Annotated in this window: 21 protein-coding genes; 15 read left to right on the top strand and 6 right to left on the bottom strand. The window is 44.3% G+C overall.

Annotated features, from left to right (window positions below; all coding sequences use genetic code 11):
- Positions 1-212 precede the first annotated feature (212 nt).
- On the top strand, positions 213-464 hold the full coding sequence (locus GTW09_RS16115; RefSeq protein ID WP_163112695.1) for a hypothetical protein: 252 nt from the start codon (positions 213-215) through the stop codon (positions 462-464).
- A 102-nt stretch (positions 465-566) separates the two neighbouring features.
- Here GTW09_RS16115 and GTW09_RS16110 read toward each other — a convergent pair whose 3' ends face one another.
- The 3 genes from GTW09_RS16110 to GTW09_RS16100 all read right to left on the bottom strand — a co-directional run bounded on the left by GTW09_RS16110 (position 567) and on the right by GTW09_RS16100 (position 2,166).
- On the bottom strand, positions 567-1,139 hold the full coding sequence (locus tag GTW09_RS16110) for a lipid-binding SYLF domain-containing protein (protein ID WP_163112694.1): 573 nt from the start codon (positions 1,137-1,139) through the stop codon (positions 567-569).
- A gap of 215 nt (positions 1,140-1,354) precedes the next feature.
- Positions 1,355-1,600: a DUF6482 family protein gene (locus GTW09_RS16105; protein WP_071979313.1), complete on the bottom strand. Its 246-nt coding sequence runs from the start codon at positions 1,598-1,600 to the stop codon at positions 1,355-1,357.
- A gap of 83 nt (positions 1,601-1,683) precedes the next feature.
- A complete protein-coding gene (locus GTW09_RS16100; protein WP_163112693.1) occupies positions 1,684-2,166 on the bottom strand; it encodes a DUF2244 domain-containing protein in 483 nt (160 codons plus the stop codon).
- A gap of 267 nt (positions 2,167-2,433) precedes the next feature.
- Between GTW09_RS16100 and GTW09_RS16095 the strand changes: the two genes are divergently transcribed.
- The 13 genes from GTW09_RS16095 to GTW09_RS16035 all read left to right on the top strand — a co-directional run bounded on the left by GTW09_RS16095 (position 2,434) and on the right by GTW09_RS16035 (position 15,302).
- A complete protein-coding gene (locus GTW09_RS16095) occupies positions 2,434-3,297 on the top strand; it encodes a sulfite exporter TauE/SafE family protein (protein ID WP_239059444.1) in 864 nt (287 codons plus the stop codon).
- A 43-nt stretch (positions 3,298-3,340) separates the two neighbouring features.
- Positions 3,341-4,645, top strand: a complete 1,305-nt coding sequence (locus GTW09_RS16090; protein ID WP_163112691.1) for an alpha-amylase family glycosyl hydrolase — start codon at positions 3,341-3,343, stop codon at positions 4,643-4,645.
- A gap of 101 nt (positions 4,646-4,746) precedes the next feature.
- Positions 4,747-6,666 carry a DNA repair helicase YoaA gene (locus GTW09_RS16085; protein ID WP_163112690.1) on the top strand — a complete coding sequence of 640 codons (1,920 nt, stop codon included), beginning with the start codon at positions 4,747-4,749 and terminating at the stop codon, positions 6,664-6,666.
- Positions 6,667-6,681: 15 nt separating this feature from the next.
- Positions 6,682-7,407 carry a tRNA (adenosine(37)-N6)-threonylcarbamoyltransferase complex dimerization subunit type 1 TsaB gene (gene tsaB, locus GTW09_RS16080; RefSeq protein WP_163112689.1) on the top strand — a complete coding sequence of 242 codons (726 nt, stop codon included), beginning with the start codon at positions 6,682-6,684 and terminating at the stop codon, positions 7,405-7,407.
- 48 nt (positions 7,408-7,455) lie between these two features.
- Complete coding sequence (locus tag GTW09_RS16075; RefSeq protein ID WP_239059438.1) at positions 7,456-7,785, top strand: hypothetical protein; 330 nt, start codon at positions 7,456-7,458, stop codon at positions 7,783-7,785.
- A gap of 321 nt (positions 7,786-8,106) precedes the next feature.
- Complete coding sequence (locus tag GTW09_RS16070; protein WP_071979307.1) at positions 8,107-8,817, top strand: Slp family lipoprotein; 711 nt, start codon at positions 8,107-8,109, stop codon at positions 8,815-8,817.
- 160 nt (positions 8,818-8,977) lie between these two features.
- Positions 8,978-9,841 carry an alpha/beta fold hydrolase gene (locus GTW09_RS16065; protein WP_163112688.1) on the top strand — a complete coding sequence of 288 codons (864 nt, stop codon included), beginning with the start codon at positions 8,978-8,980 and terminating at the stop codon, positions 9,839-9,841.
- A gap of 121 nt (positions 9,842-9,962) precedes the next feature.
- Entirely contained in the window at positions 9,963-11,615 is a 1,653-nt protein-coding gene (gene fadD, locus GTW09_RS16060) for a long-chain-fatty-acid--CoA ligase FadD (RefSeq protein ID WP_071980056.1), read from the top strand.
- 55 nt (positions 11,616-11,670) lie between these two features.
- Positions 11,671-12,828 carry a ribonuclease D gene (rnd, locus tag GTW09_RS16055; protein ID WP_163112687.1) on the top strand — a complete coding sequence of 386 codons (1,158 nt, stop codon included), beginning with the start codon at positions 11,671-11,673 and terminating at the stop codon, positions 12,826-12,828.
- 45 nt (positions 12,829-12,873) lie between these two features.
- On the top strand, positions 12,874-13,170 hold the full coding sequence (locus tag GTW09_RS16050) for a YcgL domain-containing protein (RefSeq protein ID WP_163112686.1): 297 nt from the start codon (positions 12,874-12,876) through the stop codon (positions 13,168-13,170).
- Between the two features lie 31 nt (positions 13,171-13,201).
- A complete protein-coding gene (locus GTW09_RS16045; protein WP_239059448.1) occupies positions 13,202-14,143 on the top strand; it encodes a lytic murein transglycosylase in 942 nt (313 codons plus the stop codon).
- A complete protein-coding gene (locus tag GTW09_RS16040) occupies positions 14,143-14,808 on the top strand; it encodes a fumarylacetoacetate hydrolase family protein (RefSeq protein WP_163112684.1) in 666 nt (221 codons plus the stop codon). Before GTW09_RS16045 ends, GTW09_RS16040 begins: the two co-directional genes overlap by 1 nt.
- Complete coding sequence (locus GTW09_RS16035; RefSeq protein ID WP_071980052.1) at positions 14,808-15,302, top strand: YcgN family cysteine cluster protein; 495 nt, start codon at positions 14,808-14,810, stop codon at positions 15,300-15,302. Before GTW09_RS16040 ends, GTW09_RS16035 begins: the two co-directional genes overlap by 1 nt.
- Before the next feature lie 138 nt (positions 15,303-15,440).
- On the opposite strand, the gene GTW09_RS16030 is transcribed toward GTW09_RS16035, so the two are convergent.
- Genes GTW09_RS16030 through nhaB form a run of 3 tightly spaced genes read right to left on the bottom strand, consistent with a single transcriptional unit; the run spans position 15,441 to position 18,103 of the window.
- Entirely contained in the window at positions 15,441-15,992 is a 552-nt protein-coding gene (locus GTW09_RS16030) for a GNAT family N-acetyltransferase (RefSeq protein ID WP_163112683.1), read from the bottom strand.
- Positions 15,989-16,516 carry a disulfide bond formation protein DsbB gene (dsbB, locus tag GTW09_RS16025; RefSeq protein WP_163112682.1) on the bottom strand — a complete coding sequence of 176 codons (528 nt, stop codon included), beginning with the start codon at positions 16,514-16,516 and terminating at the stop codon, positions 15,989-15,991. The genes GTW09_RS16030 and dsbB overlap by 4 nt, the downstream gene beginning before the upstream one ends.
- Before the next feature lie 3 nt (positions 16,517-16,519).
- Positions 16,520-18,103 (bottom strand): sodium/proton antiporter NhaB, encoded by a 1,584-nt coding sequence (gene nhaB / locus GTW09_RS16020; protein WP_163112681.1) that lies wholly within the window; start codon positions 18,101-18,103, stop codon positions 16,520-16,522.
- Between the two features lie 486 nt (positions 18,104-18,589).
- On the opposite strand from nhaB, the gene fadR reads away from it, so the two are divergent.
- Complete coding sequence (gene fadR / locus GTW09_RS16015) at positions 18,590-19,300, top strand: fatty acid metabolism transcriptional regulator FadR (RefSeq protein ID WP_163112680.1); 711 nt, start codon at positions 18,590-18,592, stop codon at positions 19,298-19,300.
- Positions 19,301-19,542: the final 242 nt, after the last annotated feature.

The following is a 19,542-nucleotide window of genomic DNA, read 5'->3' as shown; positions in this document are numbered from 1 at the left end:
GTTTGAAGTAAGTTTTGCAAGGCTAAAGTGAACTCTTTGCTTACATAGCGTCTAAATTAATGTACATATAATAAAACGTTTAGTTCTGAATGCGTCTACCGTTAAAAACAGTTAATGTTCTGCAAGCCAGTTATCGCCACTGCGTCAGCTTGCAACAGTTAGCGTAATGGCCCAAAACTAGCCGAATATTTGCAATGGGAGCTACAACTATTATGAGTAACGACCTACTTTTTCCTATTTTGCCGCGCAATACTAAGATTGTTATAGAGGAAGACAAGCGCGTCAAAAAAGTTGAGAAATCAAAAAAGTCACAGCATCTTGCTGAAGATGATGGCGATCAGTTTGATGAAGTTAATCGTGCAGAGGCATTAGAGTATGCCACTAAACATCGTCACGAGAGCAAACAAAAAGGTAACAAAGATAATGATGAGGGAGGATTGAAGCACATCGACATAGATGTTTAATTTGCGTAGTCTAAGAAGCCTTCCAAGCCTTCCAAGCCTTCCATGGCTTTTTAACAAAGCTCTTTCTGCCTTGTTGTTAGTTAATATATTTAGCTAATCTATTTAATTAAGCTCTTTATCCACCCAAAACTTGGTGCCTTTTACAGTTGCTTGTAAAGCCAGGCCGCTTTCAGTCATGGTATAAACAGTTACATTACCTAAATAGCCCTCACCCTCAGCTGATGCGCCTTTGTTACCTGCTTTTGCTGCTGCATCTGCATTACCGCCAACTGTCCAGCCGTTTTCAATAAAGTACGACATCGCTTTTTGTGAATGGAACACCATCACAACTCGATAGTCTTTTGCACCAAGGCCAAATCCTACGCCGCCTTCTGCCATATTCATGTACGTCTTATTCCCTGTAACGTTGTTGTTTACAACGCCATAGCCGGTGCCTGCTGCAAAAAAGATAACGTTAACATTTGCATTGGTAAAAACCGCAAAACCTGCCGCATCTCTTATTTGAGAGCGGGTGTCTGGCTTTTCACTGTAAAGGCGAGTAAGGGCATTCTGCTGCATATCGAGAATCGCCTGTCTCTTTTCAGCTACAGTGCCATCACCCATTGAGGCGCAGGCGCTCACTAGTAATACCGTACTTGCTAAAACCAGATTTTTTAATAACTTGTCATAGGTCATGTCTTTTCTCCAAACCGATAGGCTGCTACCAGCGTCGTGTACGTGGCGCTTTCACGCGTATTTATGAACAAGGTGCTAATATTTATAAATGAGGTAGAAATAAGGCAGCACTTATTCGTACCATCCACCTCTTTATAATACACGGGCAGCAAAAAGCGGGCCGATTTGAAAATTTGGTTCTAAAGCGAGTTGTTAGCTTAGACGAATTCGCTACTCTATAATTCTATCTCTAACTCTAACGCGCCTGGATGATCAGTTTGTCCAACCATTTCCTCGTAAGGTGTATTTTGTCTAAGCCATACGTGTTCGAAGGTTTGAGTGTCGAAATGCTCTTTAATTTCGTTCAAGCAATGAAATGTCTTTGGTTGTTCGCTTCTATCTCGTACCAAAGCACGTGATGCCCCAATACCGGTGGATACCAGATAGTTACCGCCTTCTAACGATTCGATGTACAAGTTCATAGCAGAATTACTCCTTAACGTTACATAATGTTTAGTCGAAAAATCGGAAAAGTGATCATTAATAATGCTTCATCAATGAGTCGTTACCACCACTTGTTTCTACACATCAGTAATCCTAGGTTCACAAGCTCTTTAGAAAGTTTGTCTCTGTCTGTCTCGTTCAAAAAGCTTCCTACTTCACATTCTTTATCATCATCTTTTATGATGACCCGTGGTAAGCGCCCAAAATGGGTGTCTTGAATAAAGTAGAGGTAAGACGTCGCTTTTGCCATAACCGTGCGGGTGCCCTGAGAGGTGGTTACCTCAATCGTGGTTTCTCCTATTGTGATATCCTCCCATCGGTAAGTAGCGCGAGACGTTAAATACATGACAAGAGCTAATGCGAATACTTCAGCACCGGCGAATGGAAGAATGACCCAGGCGCCAACCACCGCCCAAGCAGTGGCTATTGAGCTTACAAAAAGTGCAAACACCATCATAAGAAACTTGGTTTGCTTCCAAGTTGCCGAACGGTTGGGCGTTACATGTATAATGGTGTCGTCATTTTGTGTCGATACTACTATCATAGCGAGGCTTCACACGTCACAGGGTTTCATGTAGCAGTGCTACATACTCTGATAAAAAATAAACGTGATGTCTTATACGTCTGAGTTTTAGAGTTTAGATTTAAAACTAGAACAAAATTTGTTCAGTGAGTTTGTGGCGATTAATCTTTGCCGCTGTTTTGTGACCATTTATTGCTCACTGAATTCGAGTTCTTCACCGCAGGAAGTATACATTTGCCAAGGTCTTTTCATCTCTCTCGTTTTACACATCAACACAGCGTTGTAATTTTGATTTTTTTCGCGTGGATAGCGCTTGTCTTTTCTCAAGATAACGCGTTAACGTTATGGCTAAACTATGGCTTTTTTAGCGCAGTTGGTGTTGTCGGCGCTATTTTTGCGAACTCCACAGGTGCTGGTGGTGGAGTTGTTTTCGTTCCTTTTTTTGCCTATCTGTCTTTTTCGCCAGAAAGTATTGTAGCCACCAGTTTTGCCATCCAATGCTGCGGCATGACTGCTGGTGCTATTACTTGGACGCGTTTTTTCAGAAAAGAACATAGAAACGACAGACAGTGGGCGGCATTACCAAGTGCGCTAATACTCTCTGTACCTCCCGCTATTTGTGGCGTTGTTTTTTCTCAATATTCTGAACACGGGCCTAAGCTCCTTTCTTATATCCTAGGAGGTCCCGACAACTTGCATTACGTATTCGGTATCTTCTCAATTATTTTGGCGATTGCAATAATCGCATCAATCCCGTTGATGAAGCGCGCTGTTTTTACTGAAGACATCGAGGGGCGAGATATTGTATTGCTGCCGGTTATCGGTTTTCTGGGAGGATGCGTAACCGTTTGGCTATCCATTGGCGTTGGTGAACTTGTTGCTGTTTATCTCATTATGCGAGGGTTTAATGTAACCCTGTCAATCGCCGTCGCGGTAATATTGTCGGCGTTAACAGTGTGGTCGGCCGTTCCCTTTCATGTCTTTATTAGTCATGCCATAGTATGGCCTGTGGTTTTATTTGCAGGCATGGGCGCAATCATCGGCGGAGTTGTTGCAAAGTATCTTGTATTGGCCTTTTCTAACCAAGCCTTAAAATTATTCTTTGGAGTATGGGTACTTCTGTTAGGCGTTACTAGCTTACCCATTTTTTAAAATCTCTATCTTTTCTACACTTTGCTTTTTTGGGAGTTAGTCTATGGAATTTGACGTAACACCTCGTTCTCTTTACCGCGTTAAGCAACCGAGTTGGTCTTCTCACGCTGTTATCTATCAAGTTAACACCCGCCAATTTAGCGCTAAGGGAACCTTTGTAGGAGTAACCGAAAGGCTCGAACATATCAAAGCCCTGGGTGCAGATATTATTTGGCTAATGCCTATTCACCCCATTGGACAGAAAAATAGAAAGGGAGAGTTAGGTAGTCCATATGCGGTTCGAGATTTTTTAGCGATTAATCCTGAATTTGGAAATAAAGAAGACTTAAAGCAACTGGTTGCAAAAGCGCATAGTCTAGATTTAAAAGTCATTTTAGACTGGGTACCTAATCACAGTGCGTGGGATAACCCCCTTGTCGACTCTCATCCTCATTGGTATGCCAAAGACTACAAGGGCGATTTTCGCCCATCGCCATGGTGGGATTGGTCTGACATTATTGAGTTTGATTATGCGCAACCTGACCTCAGGAATTACATGATAAAGGCTATGCGCTATTGGGTAGAGGAATTCGATTTTGATGGGTTTCGTTGCGATGTTGCAGGCTACATACCAAACGACTTTTGGCAGCAAGCCCGCCACGCCCTAGACTCAGTTAAGCCTGTTTTCTTGCTCGCTGAGTGGGAGAACAGAGATTTACACGAGAATGCCTTTAACATGACCTATGCGTGGAGCTGGAACGAAACGCTTCACGAACTTGCTCATGGTAGGTGCAGTCTTGATAGGTTGCGAAAATATTATTCTTGGAATGAAAGAGCATGGCCTCAAAGTGCCTACAGAATGACATTCGTGAGTAACCACGACAAAAATGCCTGGGACGGAACGCAGCGAGAACAATTCGGAGCGGCATTAGAAGCCTGTATTGTACTGTCTGTAATTGGAGAAGGGATGCCGCTCATTCACAATGGACAGGAGGCCGGAGAGTCGAAGCGCTTAGCGTTTTTTGAAAAAGATCCTATTGAATGGAAAGAGCACCCTATTGGCGATTTGTATAAATCTCTTATAAAACTGAAGAAGTCTAAATCATATTTAGGCAACGGTGAGTTTGGTGAACGCATGATCCAAGTTCCTAATTCATGCATGGAACAGGTATTTAGTTTTGTTCGAATGAACCAAGACGACAAAGTATTTGTGGTTATTAATTTCTCTGATAGGCCTGTAACGGTTAACTTTATCGAAAGTCTGCATGTTGGCACTTTGCAGCATTGGGAAAGAAACGAAAGCATGGAATTTTCGAGCGACACATCGTTAACGCTAAAGCCTTGGCAATTTGAGATATGGCATACCTAATTTAATTGCTTGGGTGTAACTGCTTTTGCGCAATAGGCTTTCTATGCCAACTTTGGCATAATGCGCTCCCTATCACTGCAATGCATCTGAAACGTGAAATAATGCCGACAATCAAAAACGTATTTTCATCCGATGGTCTTCTCGCTAAAACCATTAAGGGGTTTGTGCCACGAGAGGCACAAACCGACATGGCTAATGCGGTAAAGCACGCCATCGATACAACCGGCAGTTTGGTGGTTGAGGCCGGCACGGGAACTGGAAAAACGTTTGCTTACTTGGCGCCAGTATTGTTAAGCGGTGGTAAAGCCATAATCTCTACGGGGACTAAGAATCTTCAAGAACAGCTGTTTCACCGAGACTTGCCGCTTGTAAAAAAAGCACTCAGCAGTAAGAGAAAGACCGCATTGTTAAAGGGGCGGTCGAACTATTTATGTTTGCATCGTCTATCCCAGCATGGTGGTAATTCTACGTTAGTCGAGAAAGACGTTTTAGGTCAGCTGTCTGAGGTAAAACGCTGGTCTAGTACCACCAAAAGCGGTGATATGGGAGAGCTTAAATCGCTGCCAGAAGATGCAAGGGTGTTGCCTATGGTGACATCGACTGTTGATAATTGTTTGGGGCGAGAGTGCCCAGACTATGAAGAGTGCTACCTGGTAAAAGCGCGACGAAAAGCGTTGGAAGCAGACGTTATTGTGGTTAATCACCACCTTTTTTTCGCCGATATGGCACTTAAAGATACTGGTTTTGGCGAATTAATTCCCGAAGCGGATGCCATTGTTTTTGATGAGGCCCATCAGATCCCGGACATAGCCAGTGATTACTTTGGTGAGTCGCTATCTACACGTCAAATACAAGATATTGCCAAAGACATTACGCTTCTATTTAGAACCGTGCTAAAAGATGCAGGCCAGCTTGATAAGGCCGCCGACAAATGTCGTATGATCGCATCTGACTTGCGATTACTGTTTCCTCACGATCCTGAAAGAGGTAACTGGGCAGAAGCGCTTAATCGAGATGACGTGCGCCTGCAGGTGGGTAAACTCGCTGAGGCGCTTGGTGTGCTTTACGAAGTGTGTAAATTGCACATTGGGCGAGACAAAGACCTAGATAATATGTACGAGCGGGTCGTATCGACACGCGAGCAGCTCGACGCGCTTATCGACAACAAGCAAGAAAATGTCAGCTTATGGTATGAAACAACGCAGCGCCATATCGTTATGCACCTAACGCCATTATCAATAGCCGCAAAATTCAGACGTTTCGTTGAGTCTGTGCCGCGTGGGTGGGTTTTCACTTCGGCCACGCTTATGGTGAACGGCGGTTTTGAGCATTTTCAGCGCAGAATGGGGTTAGAAAATGCTAAAACGCTAGGGCTGGACAGCCCGTTTAACTACCCCGAGCAAGCCATGCTGTGTGTACCTCGCTACTTGCCCGAGCCCAGCAGTTACTCCATGCGAGAAACCTTACTCAATACGGCTAAGCGATTAATTAAAGCCAGCCGAGGTCGGTGCTTTTTATTATTCACCAGCCACGCTATGTTACGAGAAATCGCCGGTAAGTTGGAAGATGAAATTGATAACCCACTGCTGGTGCAAGGCACCACCACAAAGCAAGCCTTGTTAGATGCCTATTTAGCAGACGAAAAAGCGGTGTTAATGGGCACTGGCGCTTTTTGGGAAGGGGTGGATGTTCGCGGGAATGATTTGGTTTGTGTAATGATAGATAAGTTGCCATTTGCCTCGCCAGACGATCCTTTGCTGCAGGCTCGCATGGAGGATGTTAAAAAACGTGGCGCTAATCCATTTGGTGTAATTCAAATACCGCAGGCTGTTATTACCTTGAAACAGGGGGCAGGGCGCCTTATTCGCGACCCGACCGATAAAGGTGTCCTTGTTATTTGCGATAACCGTTTAGTGACCAAGCCCTACGCAAAAACGTTTTTAGGCAGCTTACCAGATATGAAACGCACTCGAAGCCTTGATGAAGTAGAGGCATTCTTAAGTGGCATTGATAAAGAATAATTACTGAGAATTACCATGAATATACTTGCTATTGATACAGCAACAGAAGCGTGTTCAGTCGCTCTTATCGTCGACAATACCGTATTTTCCCATTTTGAAGTATGCCCGCAGCAGCATAGCCAACGGCTACTCCCTATGATTGACAGTATTTTAAAAGAGTCGGAAGTAGAGCTATCTTCACTTGATATGTTGGCGTTTGGCAGAGGGCCTGGAAGCTTTACAGGCGTGAGGATCGCAACAGGCATGATTCAGGGGCTCGCGCTTGGCACAGGGCTAAAGGTAGCCGGTGTGAGCACGCTAAAAGCAATGGCGGTTGAAGTAGCGAAGCATGCTGACGAAAAAGTCGAAGAGAGACTTATTGCTGTAGCGTCAGATGCTCGAATGGGAGAAGTCTACTTCTCTGTTTACAAGCAAATGGGCACAACGGTAGAAGAAGTGATATCAGAGCGCGTTTGCCCTCCCAAGCAAGCTATAGAGCAACTGGAAATAGCCATACAAAGCACTAATTCTGAGATGCTTATCGCGGGTACGGGATGGTCTGCATATGACGATTTACACGCATGGGCTGAATCAAGTCGTTCTGTTAAGGCCAACGCAGACGTGACGCTGCCGAATGCCAAATATATGCTTGATGATGCAAAAGCCGCGGCTGACAAAAATTTGACCGCTCATGCCTCGAATGTTGAACCTGTCTACCTTCGAGACAAGGTAACGTGGAAGAAGCTTCCCGGCAGAGAATAAGCAGACAGGAGATACAGACAGAATAAGTAGAATAAAGTAATCGGCATTATGGGAACGAATTTTGCAAACACCTACTCTGTCATGAACATTAATTCAAATTTTGGCATTGCATCTTCAGATGCCACTCAAAGCAGGGTTTCAAAGCTTTCAAAAGACCCTCAACAAGACAGTAAAGGTCAAGGCGAACCGTCTCAAATTAAGGCGGTCGTTGTTGCGCCTGACGAACAAGGCACAAGCAACGCCAAGGCCTATCAAGATTTTACCAAAGAAGATAGAAATGCCTATTCTCAACAGGCCATTGCCTCATATCAGAGTTTCGAAAAGCAGCAACAGCGCGAATCGATTCAAGATATGTTTGGCGTTGATATATATGCGTAAGTTTTATTTAATGTTCGATTTTTGATTGAACTATTTCTGTCAATCACCTGTCCATAGCTTTACCACCGCAAAGGAAATTACTTCTTTGCAGACCCAAGTAACAGATGAATGAGTTTCGCGCGTTACATGCTTTCTCTCCCTTTAAATGTTTAGCAATTTGTAACAGAACTCTAGTGGTGGAAGCATCGTAATAATGCTAAGTTGATACCATAAAGTTAGGGTAAGCATTTGGCGTAGCGGTAATTTATGTTTGCCTAGAATATACTTCCTGTGGCTTTCAAGCAGGGGTTGTTGTTATGTGTTGTATGAAGGAGCGCGGTGATGTCTCGATATTTACTTTTACTAACAGTGTTCATGTTTGCAGGATGTGCAATGGTGCCAGACTCATTGGAAGTCCCTGAGGGAACTGAGTTGGTTTCATACTCTACCGCTGTTACCTCAGGCGCTAGCGCGCAGGGACAAAAAGCACGTTGGGGCGGTATTGTTGTAGGTGTTGAAAACAAGCCTAATAAAACGTTTATCGAACTTGCGCACTTCCCATTAAACCACTATGGCAAGCCTCGTAGTTCGGGCGAAACATCGGGCCGTTTCAAAGTGCAAATAGATGGTTTTGTCGATCCTATTGTATTTGAGGAAGGCCGGACCGCTACGTTCCTAGGTACGTTAGTAACGCCCACAACGGGAATGGTTGGTGAGCAGCCGTATATTTACCCCACTATCGCCGCAGACGATTATCACATGTGGCGCGACCGTGAAGTATATGATGTAAATACATTCTTTTTTAATTACCACACAGGTTGGTACTCACCTTTCTATGGCCTTCGAGGCCCATGGATTGGTGGCGGACCTTGGATTGGCGGTGGCGTATGGGGCAGTCCTTTTATGTTCCCACATTTCAATCGAACCCGCGTTATCCGTTACAGCAATGCGCCTAGGCGGGCTAAGGTTGTGAACATGAACCGCTCACGTCCGTCTACAACAAGTGGTTCGCGACGCTCTGCAATAACAGAGTCTAAAACACAGCAACACTAAAGACAGATAGAAAACAAAGGCGGCATTTAATTGCCGCTTTTTTATTTCATTAGTTTTTGACTTTGCAGATGGGCGGCACCTATTTGCCGCATTTACGCCGCATTTACGCCGCAATAGTGCGCAGTTGTATAGAAATAGTACCGCAGTAATAAGGAAAAACATGGTAGAAAAATCGTTTAACGCAGGTGCTGTTAAAATTGCCGCATTAGATAATCAAGGTGCTGGGCAGGTAGTCATTGGTCTTCATGGTTACTTAGACAACGCGGCGAGTATGCAGGCACTGGCTCCTCATCTGACGTCTTATCGCTATATTGCCATCGACTTGGCAGGGCACGGACATTCGTCCCACCGTCCGATAGGTGCCTATTATAATCAGGCTGATTATTTACAAGACCTACATGCGTTAATAGAGGATCAGGGGTTTAAAGACGTTATTCTTATCGGGCATTCATTGGGTGGTATTCTGGTTACTATGTACGCTGCTTTATTTCCCGAGAATGTGAAGGCTGTAGTTAGCATAGATGCCTGTGGTCCGCTAACGCAGAGTGAGGAAACTTCACAACAGCAGATGCGCGATGCGCTGCTTAGCCGCTTTAATAAAACTCAGAACAAAATGCTCAGCGCGCCTGCAAAAGTTAAACCAGCGGTGAAGTTGGAAGACGCAGTCACTGCTCGCTGTAAAATTTCTGATATGCAGCCTGAGCATGCACGCCAAATACTTGCGCGCAATATGACCAAAACCGATGATGGAACCACATCTTGGTGCAGCGACCCTATGTTGCGAACCAAAAGCGTACTTCGATTGACCGAGGCACAGGCCAAAAATCTGATGGAATCCATCTCATGTCCTATCCTGTTCATTGGTGCGTCTGATAGCTTTAAGAATTTGCCTCAGGTTTTTGAAAAACGAAAGGGGTGGTTTAAATCTGCGCAGTATGAGCAATTTGTAGGCGGTCATCATATTCATATGGAAAAAGTTAACGATGTAGGGAGTCGAATTGTTCAATTTGTTGAGCAAATGTAAATTGCAGCGTTTATTTTTTTTTACACTTCCTATACTATTCACAGGTTATCAGACCAGTTACATGGGCACGGCGTCTCTCGGGCTCAAATATTAGTATAAGAATAAAGTAAAGGAGGTTTTGGTGGAAAAAACCTGGCTTAAACATTACGACCCTCGCGTATCCGCAGAAATTGATGCCGACCGCTACGATTCTGTTGTCGACATTTTTGAACAGTCGGTGAAAAAATTTAAAGACAAAGAAGCCTTCATTAATATGGGGCACTCAATTACGTTTGGCGAGCTAGACACACTATCAGCCCAATTTGCCGCTTATCTGCAAGCAAGCGGATTAAAGCGCGGCGATGCCGTGGCGATAATGATGCCAAATCTTCTTCAATATCCTGTCGCCATGTTCGGTATTTTGCGAGCAGGTATGGTCGTTGTTAATGTTAACCCGCTTTACACAGCCAGAGAGCTTAAGCATCAGCTAAATGATGCCGATGCCAAAGCAATTGTAATAGTAGAAAACTTTGCGTGTACCCTTGAAGCAGTTATTGGCGACACGAAAGTGAAAGAGGTTTTCCTAACGGCGCTAGGCGATATGCTTCCTGCACCAAAACGTTGGGTAGTTAACGCCGTGGTAAAATACGTTAAAAAGATGGTGCCGTCTTTTAATCTGTCTGACACAACATCATTTATGTCAGCGGTGAAAAAAGGGCAGTCTTTAGAGTACAAACGCCCAAATATAGAAAGCTCAGACTTAGCTTTTTTACAATACACGGGTGGAACAACCGGCGTTTCGAAAGGCGCTATGTTAACTCATAGAAATATGGTGGCTAACTTAGAACAGGTGTCTGGCATACTTGAAACTGTGATTGAAGAAGGCAAGGACTTCGTAGTAACTGCGCTGCCGCTTTATCACATATTTGCGCTGCTAGCTAACTGCCTCATGTTTGTGAAATATGGCTGCCGCAACTTACTCATTACTAACCCAAGAGATATGCCTGCGTTTGTAAGTGAGTTGGGTAAATACCCGTTTACTATCTTACCTGGTGTTAACACGCTGTTTAACGGTCTTCTCAATACTCCGGGGTTCGACGAATTAGATTTTTCTAACTTTAAGTTCGGGCTTGGTGGCGGCATGGCAGTACAGCGCCCTGTTGCAGAGAAGTGGGAAAAGGTCACCGGTACTGTATTGCTAGAAGGTTACGGTTTAACTGAATGCTCGCCGGTTGTTGCGGTTAACCCGCCTCAAATAGACGCCTATAAAGGCGCTATTGGTATGCCTGTTCCTTCAACCGATATCAAGCTACTTGACGACGATGGCAACCCTGTGGAAAAAGGCGAGCCGGGCGAGATGTGGGTAAAAGGTCCTCAAGTAATGAAAGGGTACTTGAATAGACCCGAAGCGACTGAAGATATTTTAAAAGACGGCTGGTTAGCTACTGGTGACATTGCAACCGTAGACGACGAAGGTTATTTCTATATTGTTGACCGCAAAAAGGATATGATCCTAGTATCTGGTTTCAATGTGTTTCCAAATGAAATTGAAGAAGTTGCCGCTATGCATGAAAATGTTGTAGAGGCAGCTGCCGTAGGCGTTCCTCACGAAGTGAGCGGTGAAGTAGTTAAATTATTTGTTGTGCGCAACAATGATACACTGACCGAAAAAGAAGTAATTGCACATTGCCGTAGTCAGCTTACTGGCTACAAAGTACCTAAACATGTTGTCTTTAAAGACGACTTGCCGAAGACCAATGTGGGTAAAATACTGCGTCGAGAGCTTAGAGACTAAAGCCTTTGTTTTTAAAGCCGGCGTTAGCCGGCTTTTTTATTTATTATGCGAAAACATGCAATATCAATTAATTACAACGTATGAACAGTTAGTCGCGGTCTGCAATTTAGCTCAGCAGCAAAAAGCAGTGGCGCTAGATACAGAGTTTGTTCGCACTCGAACACTCACACCTCACCTTGGGCTAATTCAGCTTTACGATGGCGAGCAGCTTCTGCTAATCGATCCATTAGCCATAGACAACATGCAGCCTTTTATCGATTTACTTGAAAATAAGTCTGTGGTGAAAGTGTTGCACTCTTGCTCAGAAGATCTTGAAACGTTTCTCGTTGCCTTTAGTACCATTCCCGAGCCAGTGTTCGATACTCAGTTTGCTGCTAGTTTGTTGGATATGGGACCTAGTCTTGGCTATGCGCGTCTTGTCGAAATGATATGTGACGTCAGCCTCGACAAGGGAGAGTCTCGGACCGACTGGATTGCCAGGCCTCTGAGAGAATCTCAGCTAAGTTACGCGGCCAATGACGTATTGTATCTGCTACCTTGCTATCACGAGCTGGTGGGGAAAATAAAAGCAATTGGCAAGGAGCATTGGGTCTATCAAGAAATAGACCTCCTGGCGAACAAAAAGCGTGCTGAGATGCCGGCAGACTTTGCGTACTTGAGTATAAAAAACAACTGGCGACTCAACAGCGAACAGCTCACCGTGCTTCAAGCTCTAGCGTCTTGGCGTTTAACTACGGCTAGAAATAAAGATATCGCGCTAAACTTTGTGTTTAAAGAAGGGCATATGTTTGAAGCCGCTCAGCGCCTGCTGTCGAGCAAGTCTGAGTTGTCAAAAATCAACGGTGTAAATTACCAATCTGTGCGTCGCTATGGCGAAACCATTATTTCATTGATTGAAGAGGCGCGGGCTCGGTTTGCACAAACGCCGGTAAAATTGCGACTACCACAAGTCTTGCGGCTTATCGATATTCCTCAATATAAGAAAACGTTGGCTGATCTCAAAGCAATTAGCGAGCAGATTGCTCGGGAAAACGGCGTTAATAACGAAGTGGTTTCATCGAAGAAACAGTTAAACCAATTATTAAAATGGTATTGGTTCAGTGTTGATGATACTCGCGTTCAAGGGCTTAAACCCGACGTACTTTCAACATGGCGAGAGCCCCTGTTTTTGCCTAAAGTGAAAGCACTTTTAGGTGAGCTACCAGACAGATAATAAATTAAGAACATTCACGCTCGATTAGAAAAGAAGAGTATTTTTATGTTGTGTGCGGTTTACAAAACTCGAAAGAAGCAGGGCATGTACCTGTATGTTGTTAAGAAAGGCAATTTCGATGACGTGCCTGCGCCTTTATTAGAGCGCTTTGGTCACCCAGAACTTGTTACGTTATTGTCATTAGATAAACGGGATAAAGCAGCGGGCATTGATAAGAAAAAACTAGAAGAAGAATTAACCAGCAACGGTTTTTACCTGCAAATGCCGCCTAAGGAAGATGATTTATTGTCATCACATCGCGAAGCCCTTGGTTTGTCATCTACACCGGATGTAAAGTTTTAACATGCGCGTATTATTACTTTTGGTTGCGCTGATGTTCACCGCGACATCCTCTGCTTTTGCTGCGAGTGAGAGTGACTTTAACGCCTATGTAAAGAGTTTGAAAAATGAAGCTCTTGAACAAGGTTTCAGTTCGACTTTGCTGGATAGGGCTTTCAACGATATTACGTTTCGCCCTACAGCTGTCAAAGCTGACAAAAATCAGCCAGAAAAGAAAATTACCTTAGACGATTACATTGTATCTCGTGTGCCAGATTGGAAAGCTGAACAAGCAGTACAACAATACCTGTCTAATAAGGCACTTCTCGATAAAATTGGCGAAGAGTATGGTGTGCAGCCACGGTTTATCGTTGCGTTATGGGGCAATGAGTCCAATTTTGGTAAAATACAGGGCTCTTATAGCGTGCTTTCTGCTCTTGCGTCGCTAGCTTACGAAGGGCGAAGAGAAGCGCTGTTTAAAAAGAACTTTTTCGCTGCACTTACTATTTTAGACCAGGGCCATATTCCGATAGACTCTTTTAAGGGTTCTTGGGCTGGAGCAATGGGCCAGACGCAGTTTATGCCTTTATCCTTTTTAACCTATGCAGTCGATTATGATGGTGATGGTAAAAAAGATATTTGGGGCACTCCAGCAGATGTATTTGCCTCGATAGCAAATTACTTGTCCTCAGAAGGGTGGGATGACTCGGGCACGTGGGGGCGGCAGGTTCGTCTTACTCAAGACGTGCCCATTTCAGGCCTGTCAAAAACAAATATGCGACCGCTGTCTTACTGGCAAGAGCAAGGCGTGAGGCGATTCGACGGCTCAGATTTACCCAAGGTAGATGTTAAAGCGTCTTTGATTATGCCTGACGGCGAAAGTGGAAGAATTTATCTGGTGTACAACAACTTCCATACGCTAATGAAATGGAATCGTTCCTCTTATTTTGGTGTGTCTGTAGGGTATTTATCTGAGCGAATAAAGAGAGGCTATTAATGGCTTATCAACATAAACAAGAGTCTGGTGAGGCTATACCGCTTCCTGTCAATAAAGTGATGTGTATTGGTAGAAACTACCTAGACCATATCCAGGAAATGAATTCGGTTGTCTCCGAACAGCCATTGCTTTTTATGAAGCCTAAGGCATCAATGTGTCATATGTCTTCACCTATCGTAATACCCTCTGATAATGGTTCCTGTCATAACGAACTTGAAGTGGCGGTGTTGCTCAAAAATACCTTAAAAAACGCCACTGAGTCTGATGTTGCAAAGGCTATATGGGGTATTGGGTTAGGTTTAGATCTTACGTTAAGAGACATTCAGGCCTCGCTCAAAAAGCAAGGCCAGCCGTGGGAACGAGCAAAGGCTTTCGACAATAGTGCACCTTTGTCACCATTTGTGCCTATTGAGCAATTTGACGGTCTTGACGACTTGCGCTTTACCCTCGAAATTAATGGTGAAGTTCGTCAGCAAGGACACACAGCCTTAATGCTGCACAAGGTTATTCCTTTAATAGCGCATATGTCTTCTGTATTTACGCTAGACGCTGGCGACGTTATTTTAACTGGCACGCCAAAAGGTGTTGGACCGCTTTATGAAGGCGATACGGTTACAGCATCGCTTAGCGCTTATTTCTCTGTTCAAACAAAGGTTACTGCGTAATGTCGGCACCATTTTGGGAAACCAAATCACTTGAAGAAATGAACCAGTCAGAATGGGAGTCGTTGTGCGACGGGTGCGGTAAGTGCTGTTTACATAAATTTATTGATGATGAAGACGCACAGGAATACGCGCCTACAGACTTCATTAACGCCAACGAGCAAATTCATTACACCAATATCGTATGCTCGTACCTCAACACCAAAAAGTGCGAATGTACTGAGTACGAAAACCGCACAACGCTGGTTCCCGATTGCGTTAAACTAACTAAAGAGAATTTGAAAGACATATTCTTTATGCCCACAAGTTGCACTTACAGAAGATTGCACGAGGGAAGGGGAATGCCTTCTTGGCATCCTTTACTTAACAAGGGAAAGAAGCATGTTATGCATGCCAAAGGTATGTCTGTTCGCAATAAAACCGTATTCGAAACAGATGTAGATTTGAATGAGTTTGAAAATTACATTGCTATCTGGCCGTTAGAAGACCTCGACTAACTATCTGCTTAGAATATAACTTTTTGAACAATACTTTTTTAGAGCGCTCATATAAAAGCGCTTAAATTAAAACACTGAACTTGGAACACCTTAATGAGATACGAGCTTGGATGACAGCTTCAGGTGGGAATGTGCAGTTTAGTCGTTTACAAGTGCGTATAACAAAGCATCTCTGCCAAATACGCGCTTACGGCACAAGCCTTCTTTTATAGCGCCTATACGCTCTGCTACGCGCAAACTGGCTTTGTTGTTAGGCTCTACAAAACATTCAAGGCGATGTAAATTCATCTGCGAGAACGCCAGCTTTTTAAGTGCGTTGCATATTGCTGTAGCAAGGCCTTTTCCACAGGCATCCGGTCTCAGCCAATAGCCTAAGTTGGCGCTGAGATGGGCGTGGTGAATGTGGTTAATGATCCCCATCCCCAAACAGCGGTCTTCGTGGACCAATAAGTACGTAAGCCCATAACCGCTCTCTCTTGCTTTTTCCATATCATTTATGCACTGCTTCGAAAGTGCAGGCGTAACTGGACACACCGATGAGCCAAACCAAGGCTTAACATGTTGAATAGACTGCTGCCCAGCTTCGTACAGCATATCGCGATGCTTTAATGCAATACGCTGTATCGAGACAGGGCCTTGCTCTGTGTGAATAGGCGGCAAGCGAGAGGGGAGAATGGATAAATCAATCAAAAGGGCTTTTTATCCAATAGCCGACATGCAAATACAATCACAAAGGCTATGGCATAGACAGCAAAGATAATTTGCATCCATTCAGCCATTCCCATGGATAAAAACTGCCATGTATTTTCTAAGCAATCGCCTTCGGCGGCGAACACTGCAGGTATCCACTCATGCAGCTGCAGCCAGGAAGGGAAGTTCGGTACTATTTCGCAGCTGGCAAAAAACGGATTTGACGCATTTAAGATTTCTACGTGTTCTGTGGCAATTAAATAGCCCCACACCGCAGAAACGGCCCAGCCAGCAAAGCCGAGCATTCTGGTAAAGCCGTTATTGCTGATAAGCACAATAAGCGCCGCTAGCACAATGCCATACATTGCTGTGCGCTGATATATACACATTATACAGGGCTTTAACCCCATGGCGTATTGGAAGTACAGAGCGGCAACTTCAAGCGCCAAAGACGAAGCAAACAGCACAAGCCAAGAAGACTTGTGCTCTGCCCACCGGCTTATTCCGCTAATCACAGTGCGCATATATTAATGTCCTACCGCTTCACTGCCCACAGCTGTGGCGCTGTGGTGCTCTATCAAATGCATATCGTATAACCATGTTGTTGCGTCAGCTAAGCCAATATAGGTCGCTAACAAGCCTACAATTGTAAGAACTATGGTGTACGGCAGGGCCATCATCACCATTTTGCCGTACGACAAGCGCAGTAACGGGGCTATGGCAGAGGTTAGCAGGAATAAGAATGCAGCTTGTCCGTTTGGTGTGGCAACACTGGGCAAGTTAGTACCAGTGTTAATAGCTACTGCAAGCATATCGTACTGGTCTCGAGTTATTTGTCCTGCTTCCAGGGCTGCTGTTACTTCCGTGATGTATACAGAACCAACAAATACGTTGTCGCTAACCATCGACAGTGCACCATTAGCGAGATAGAACATCACCATTTGAGTTTCGCCCTCGAAAGAAAGCACCCAATGGATAACAGGCTGGAAAAGCCCTTGGTCAATAATAACGGCTACTACACCAAAGAACACAGCAAGAAGGGCGGTGAAAGGCAATGCCTCTTCAAACGCTTTACCAATGGCGTGCTCTTCAATAACGCCGCTCATTGAGGTTGCAAGAACAATAACCGATAAACCAATTAAACCAACAGAAGCCATATGTGTAGCTAGGCCCACAACAAGCCATACACCAATAAACGCTTGCACCAAAAGCTTGGCTTTTTCTCGCTTGCTGCGTCCTTCGTCCATATGATCATTGTAGTCTGCGAGGATCTGTCGAACCGCAACAGGTAACTTTGCACCATAGCTAAACAAGCCGGTTTTTTCTAAGAACACAGTTGTTAATAGGCCGAACACAAAAACAGGTAAAGACACTGGCGCCATTCGGATAAAGAATTCGACGAAATTCCAGCCCGCTTTATCGGCAATTATTAGGTTCTGTGGTTCACCCACCATGGTCATTACGCCGCCTAGCGCTGTACCTACCGCAGAATGCATCATTAGGTTGCGAAGAAAGGCTCTGAAGTCTTCTAAATCGTTGCTGCCTAAATCGTGCACTCCATCGTCACTGGTGTGGTCGTGGTCAGAATGAAATTCCTTGCCAGAGGCGACTTTGTGATAGATAGAGTAGAAACCAAGACCGACGCTAATAATAACGGCAACAACGGTTAAGGCATCGAGAAACGCGGATAAAAACGCAGACGCAAAAATGAATGAAAGAGACAGAATGAGCTTATTTTGGACCTTGATGACAAGTTTGGTGAATAAATACATCAAAAGGTCTTTCATAAAATAGATGCCCGCCACCATAAAGACCAACAGCAGCAGAACTTCTAGGTTAACCTCAATTTCGTGCATCATATGACCCGGCGTTGTCATACCTATGAACATAGCTTCAATAAGCAACAAGCCACCGGGCTGCAGTGGATAACACTTGAGTGCCATAGCAAGGGTAAAAATAAACTGAATTACCAGTGACCAGCCCGCAATGTATGGGTCCACCATAAATATGAAGGGGTTAGCAATGAGGAAGGCAATAATAGTTTTCTTATACCAATCGGGCGCGTGACCCAGGAAGTTCTTATAGATCGCCGCGATCATTGAGGTTTGCATGAGTTCCTGTTCCTTTTACAACAAAGCACGCATTTGTGCGCATCTTTACACTGTATGTTTGCGATTTATCGCGTTATCAAACTGTGGGTAGAACACTGGGTTCTTGCTCAAAAACAGTTTTATGGCTGTTATTATAGTCGGAATTTAAGCGTACATGATATTAACGTCTTGAGAAAGCAATTCACAGGTGTCTATAGACTAAAGTGACTGAAAACTTGTCGATTTTTTGGCTCTTCCCGTTAAATAGAAGGCAAACATCAGTTCGATTGACTGTTTTGTGAGCAAGTGGGTTGTGTCTATGATGCTTTTTAAGACACCGTCAAACACAGCGTTTGCGCAAAAGATATGTGCAGTGTCTCATTCGTGCACTACATACTTGCTCTAGGTGGTTGAGCCCGTGCATATTTCGTTGTGTAATTATGCAACCATCTGGTACAATCAGTTGTTAAATTTTATGAGCTTATGTGAACATGCAGGCGTTTAGTTATGATATATAAGGCGCAGAGTCCCGCTGGATTCGCCGAAGAATACATTGTTGAATCAATTTGGAGCGGCCGCTTTCCGCCAGGTACAATATTGCCTGCTGAAAGAGAGTTATCTGAGCTAATTGGTGTCACACGAACAACGTTGAGAGAAGTTTTGCAGCGACTTGCCAGAGATGGATGGCTGACAATTCAGCATGGTAAGCCCACAAAGGTTAATAACTTCTGGGAAACCTGCGGCTTAAATATCCTCGAAACACTCGCTCGCTTAGATCAAGAGGGTATTCCTGAGCTAGTAGATAACTTACTAGCGGCGAGAACAAATCTAAGTGCTGTCTTTATTCGAGGCGCTATACGCCACAATTCTCAAGCCTCTGCTGATATTATTGCACGCTACAAAAACGTGGAACAAGAAGGTTTAGCCTTCGCTCAGTTCGACTATCAAATGACTCACGATTTGGCGCTGGCTTCAAACAACAATGTCTTCGTACTCATGATGAATGGTTTCCGCGGTCTATATTCCCGCATTGGTGGCTATTTCTTTAGTTACCAGCCGGCTCGTGATATTGCTATGAAGTACTATGCCGATCTGCTAGAGGCGGCTGAAAGTGGGGACTACGACCGAGTACCCAATGTAGTAAGAAACTACGGTATTGAGAGTGGAAAGGTTTGGCAGCAAATTCGCCACGACATGCCTAATGACATCGTAGACTAAGGCAGGTTGAAAGAAATTATTGCTCTCTTTCGCGGTCAGCGCCGTTTAGTTACTTCAATTTAAAGCGTCGATGCATTGCGCCAATAATGTGTAGCGCCGATAATGTGTAGCGTCAGTGATGTATAGCGCTAAAGCATTGGACCAACAACAAGCGCCTTTTAATCGCGTTTCCCATTCAAATTTTGAATTAGTTTAATGGGCAACACGATTAAAAGGCGTTTTTTTTTGTTTTTAGTATGCGG

The sequence above is a fragment of the Alteromonas hispanica genome, assembly GCF_010500915.1.
In the GTDB taxonomy this organism is placed as follows: domain Bacteria; phylum Pseudomonadota; class Gammaproteobacteria; order Enterobacterales; family Alteromonadaceae; genus Alteromonas; species Alteromonas hispanica.
This window is presented reverse-complemented; position numbering and strand designations above follow the sequence as displayed.

Excerpts from the sequence above, each read along its gene's own strand:
- GTW09_RS16075 (WP_239059438.1), top strand. The coding sequence starts at position 7,456 with ATGGGAACGAATTTTGCAAACACCTACTCTGTCATGAACATTAATTCA.
- tsaB (WP_163112689.1), top strand. The coding sequence starts at position 6,682 with ATGAATATACTTGCTATTGATACAGCAACAGAAGCGTGTTCAGTCGCT.
- GTW09_RS16045 (WP_239059448.1), top strand. The coding sequence starts at position 13,202 with ATGTTCACCGCGACATCCTCTGCTTTTGCTGCGAGTGAGAGTGACTTT.
- GTW09_RS16040 (WP_163112684.1), top strand. The coding sequence starts at position 14,143 with ATGGCTTATCAACATAAACAAGAGTCTGGTGAGGCTATACCGCTTCCT.
- nhaB (WP_163112681.1), bottom strand. The coding sequence starts at position 18,103 with ATGCAAACCTCAATGATCGCGGCGATCTATAAGAACTTCCTGGGTCAC.
- dsbB (WP_163112682.1), bottom strand. The coding sequence starts at position 16,516 with ATGCGCACTGTGATTAGCGGAATAAGCCGGTGGGCAGAGCACAAGTCT.
- GTW09_RS16110 (WP_163112694.1), bottom strand. The coding sequence starts at position 1,139 with ATGACCTATGACAAGTTATTAAAAAATCTGGTTTTAGCAAGTACGGTA.
- rnd (WP_163112687.1), top strand. The coding sequence starts at position 11,671 with ATGCAATATCAATTAATTACAACGTATGAACAGTTAGTCGCGGTCTGC.
- GTW09_RS16065 (WP_163112688.1), top strand. The coding sequence starts at position 8,978 with ATGGTAGAAAAATCGTTTAACGCAGGTGCTGTTAAAATTGCCGCATTA.
- GTW09_RS16105 (WP_071979313.1), bottom strand. The coding sequence starts at position 1,600 with ATGAACTTGTACATCGAATCGTTAGAAGGCGGTAACTATCTGGTATCC.
- GTW09_RS16085 (WP_163112690.1), top strand. The coding sequence starts at position 4,747 with ATGCCGACAATCAAAAACGTATTTTCATCCGATGGTCTTCTCGCTAAA.
- GTW09_RS16090 (WP_163112691.1), top strand. The coding sequence starts at position 3,341 with ATGGAATTTGACGTAACACCTCGTTCTCTTTACCGCGTTAAGCAACCG.
- GTW09_RS16070 (WP_071979307.1), top strand. The coding sequence starts at position 8,107 with ATGTCTCGATATTTACTTTTACTAACAGTGTTCATGTTTGCAGGATGT.
- GTW09_RS16100 (WP_163112693.1), bottom strand. The coding sequence starts at position 2,166 with ATGATAGTAGTATCGACACAAAATGACGACACCATTATACATGTAACG.
- GTW09_RS16115 (WP_163112695.1), top strand. The coding sequence starts at position 213 with ATGAGTAACGACCTACTTTTTCCTATTTTGCCGCGCAATACTAAGATT.
- GTW09_RS16050 (WP_163112686.1), top strand. The coding sequence starts at position 12,874 with ATGTTGTGTGCGGTTTACAAAACTCGAAAGAAGCAGGGCATGTACCTG.
- GTW09_RS16035 (WP_071980052.1), top strand. The coding sequence starts at position 14,808 with ATGTCGGCACCATTTTGGGAAACCAAATCACTTGAAGAAATGAACCAG.
- fadR (WP_163112680.1), top strand. The coding sequence starts at position 18,590 with ATGATATATAAGGCGCAGAGTCCCGCTGGATTCGCCGAAGAATACATT.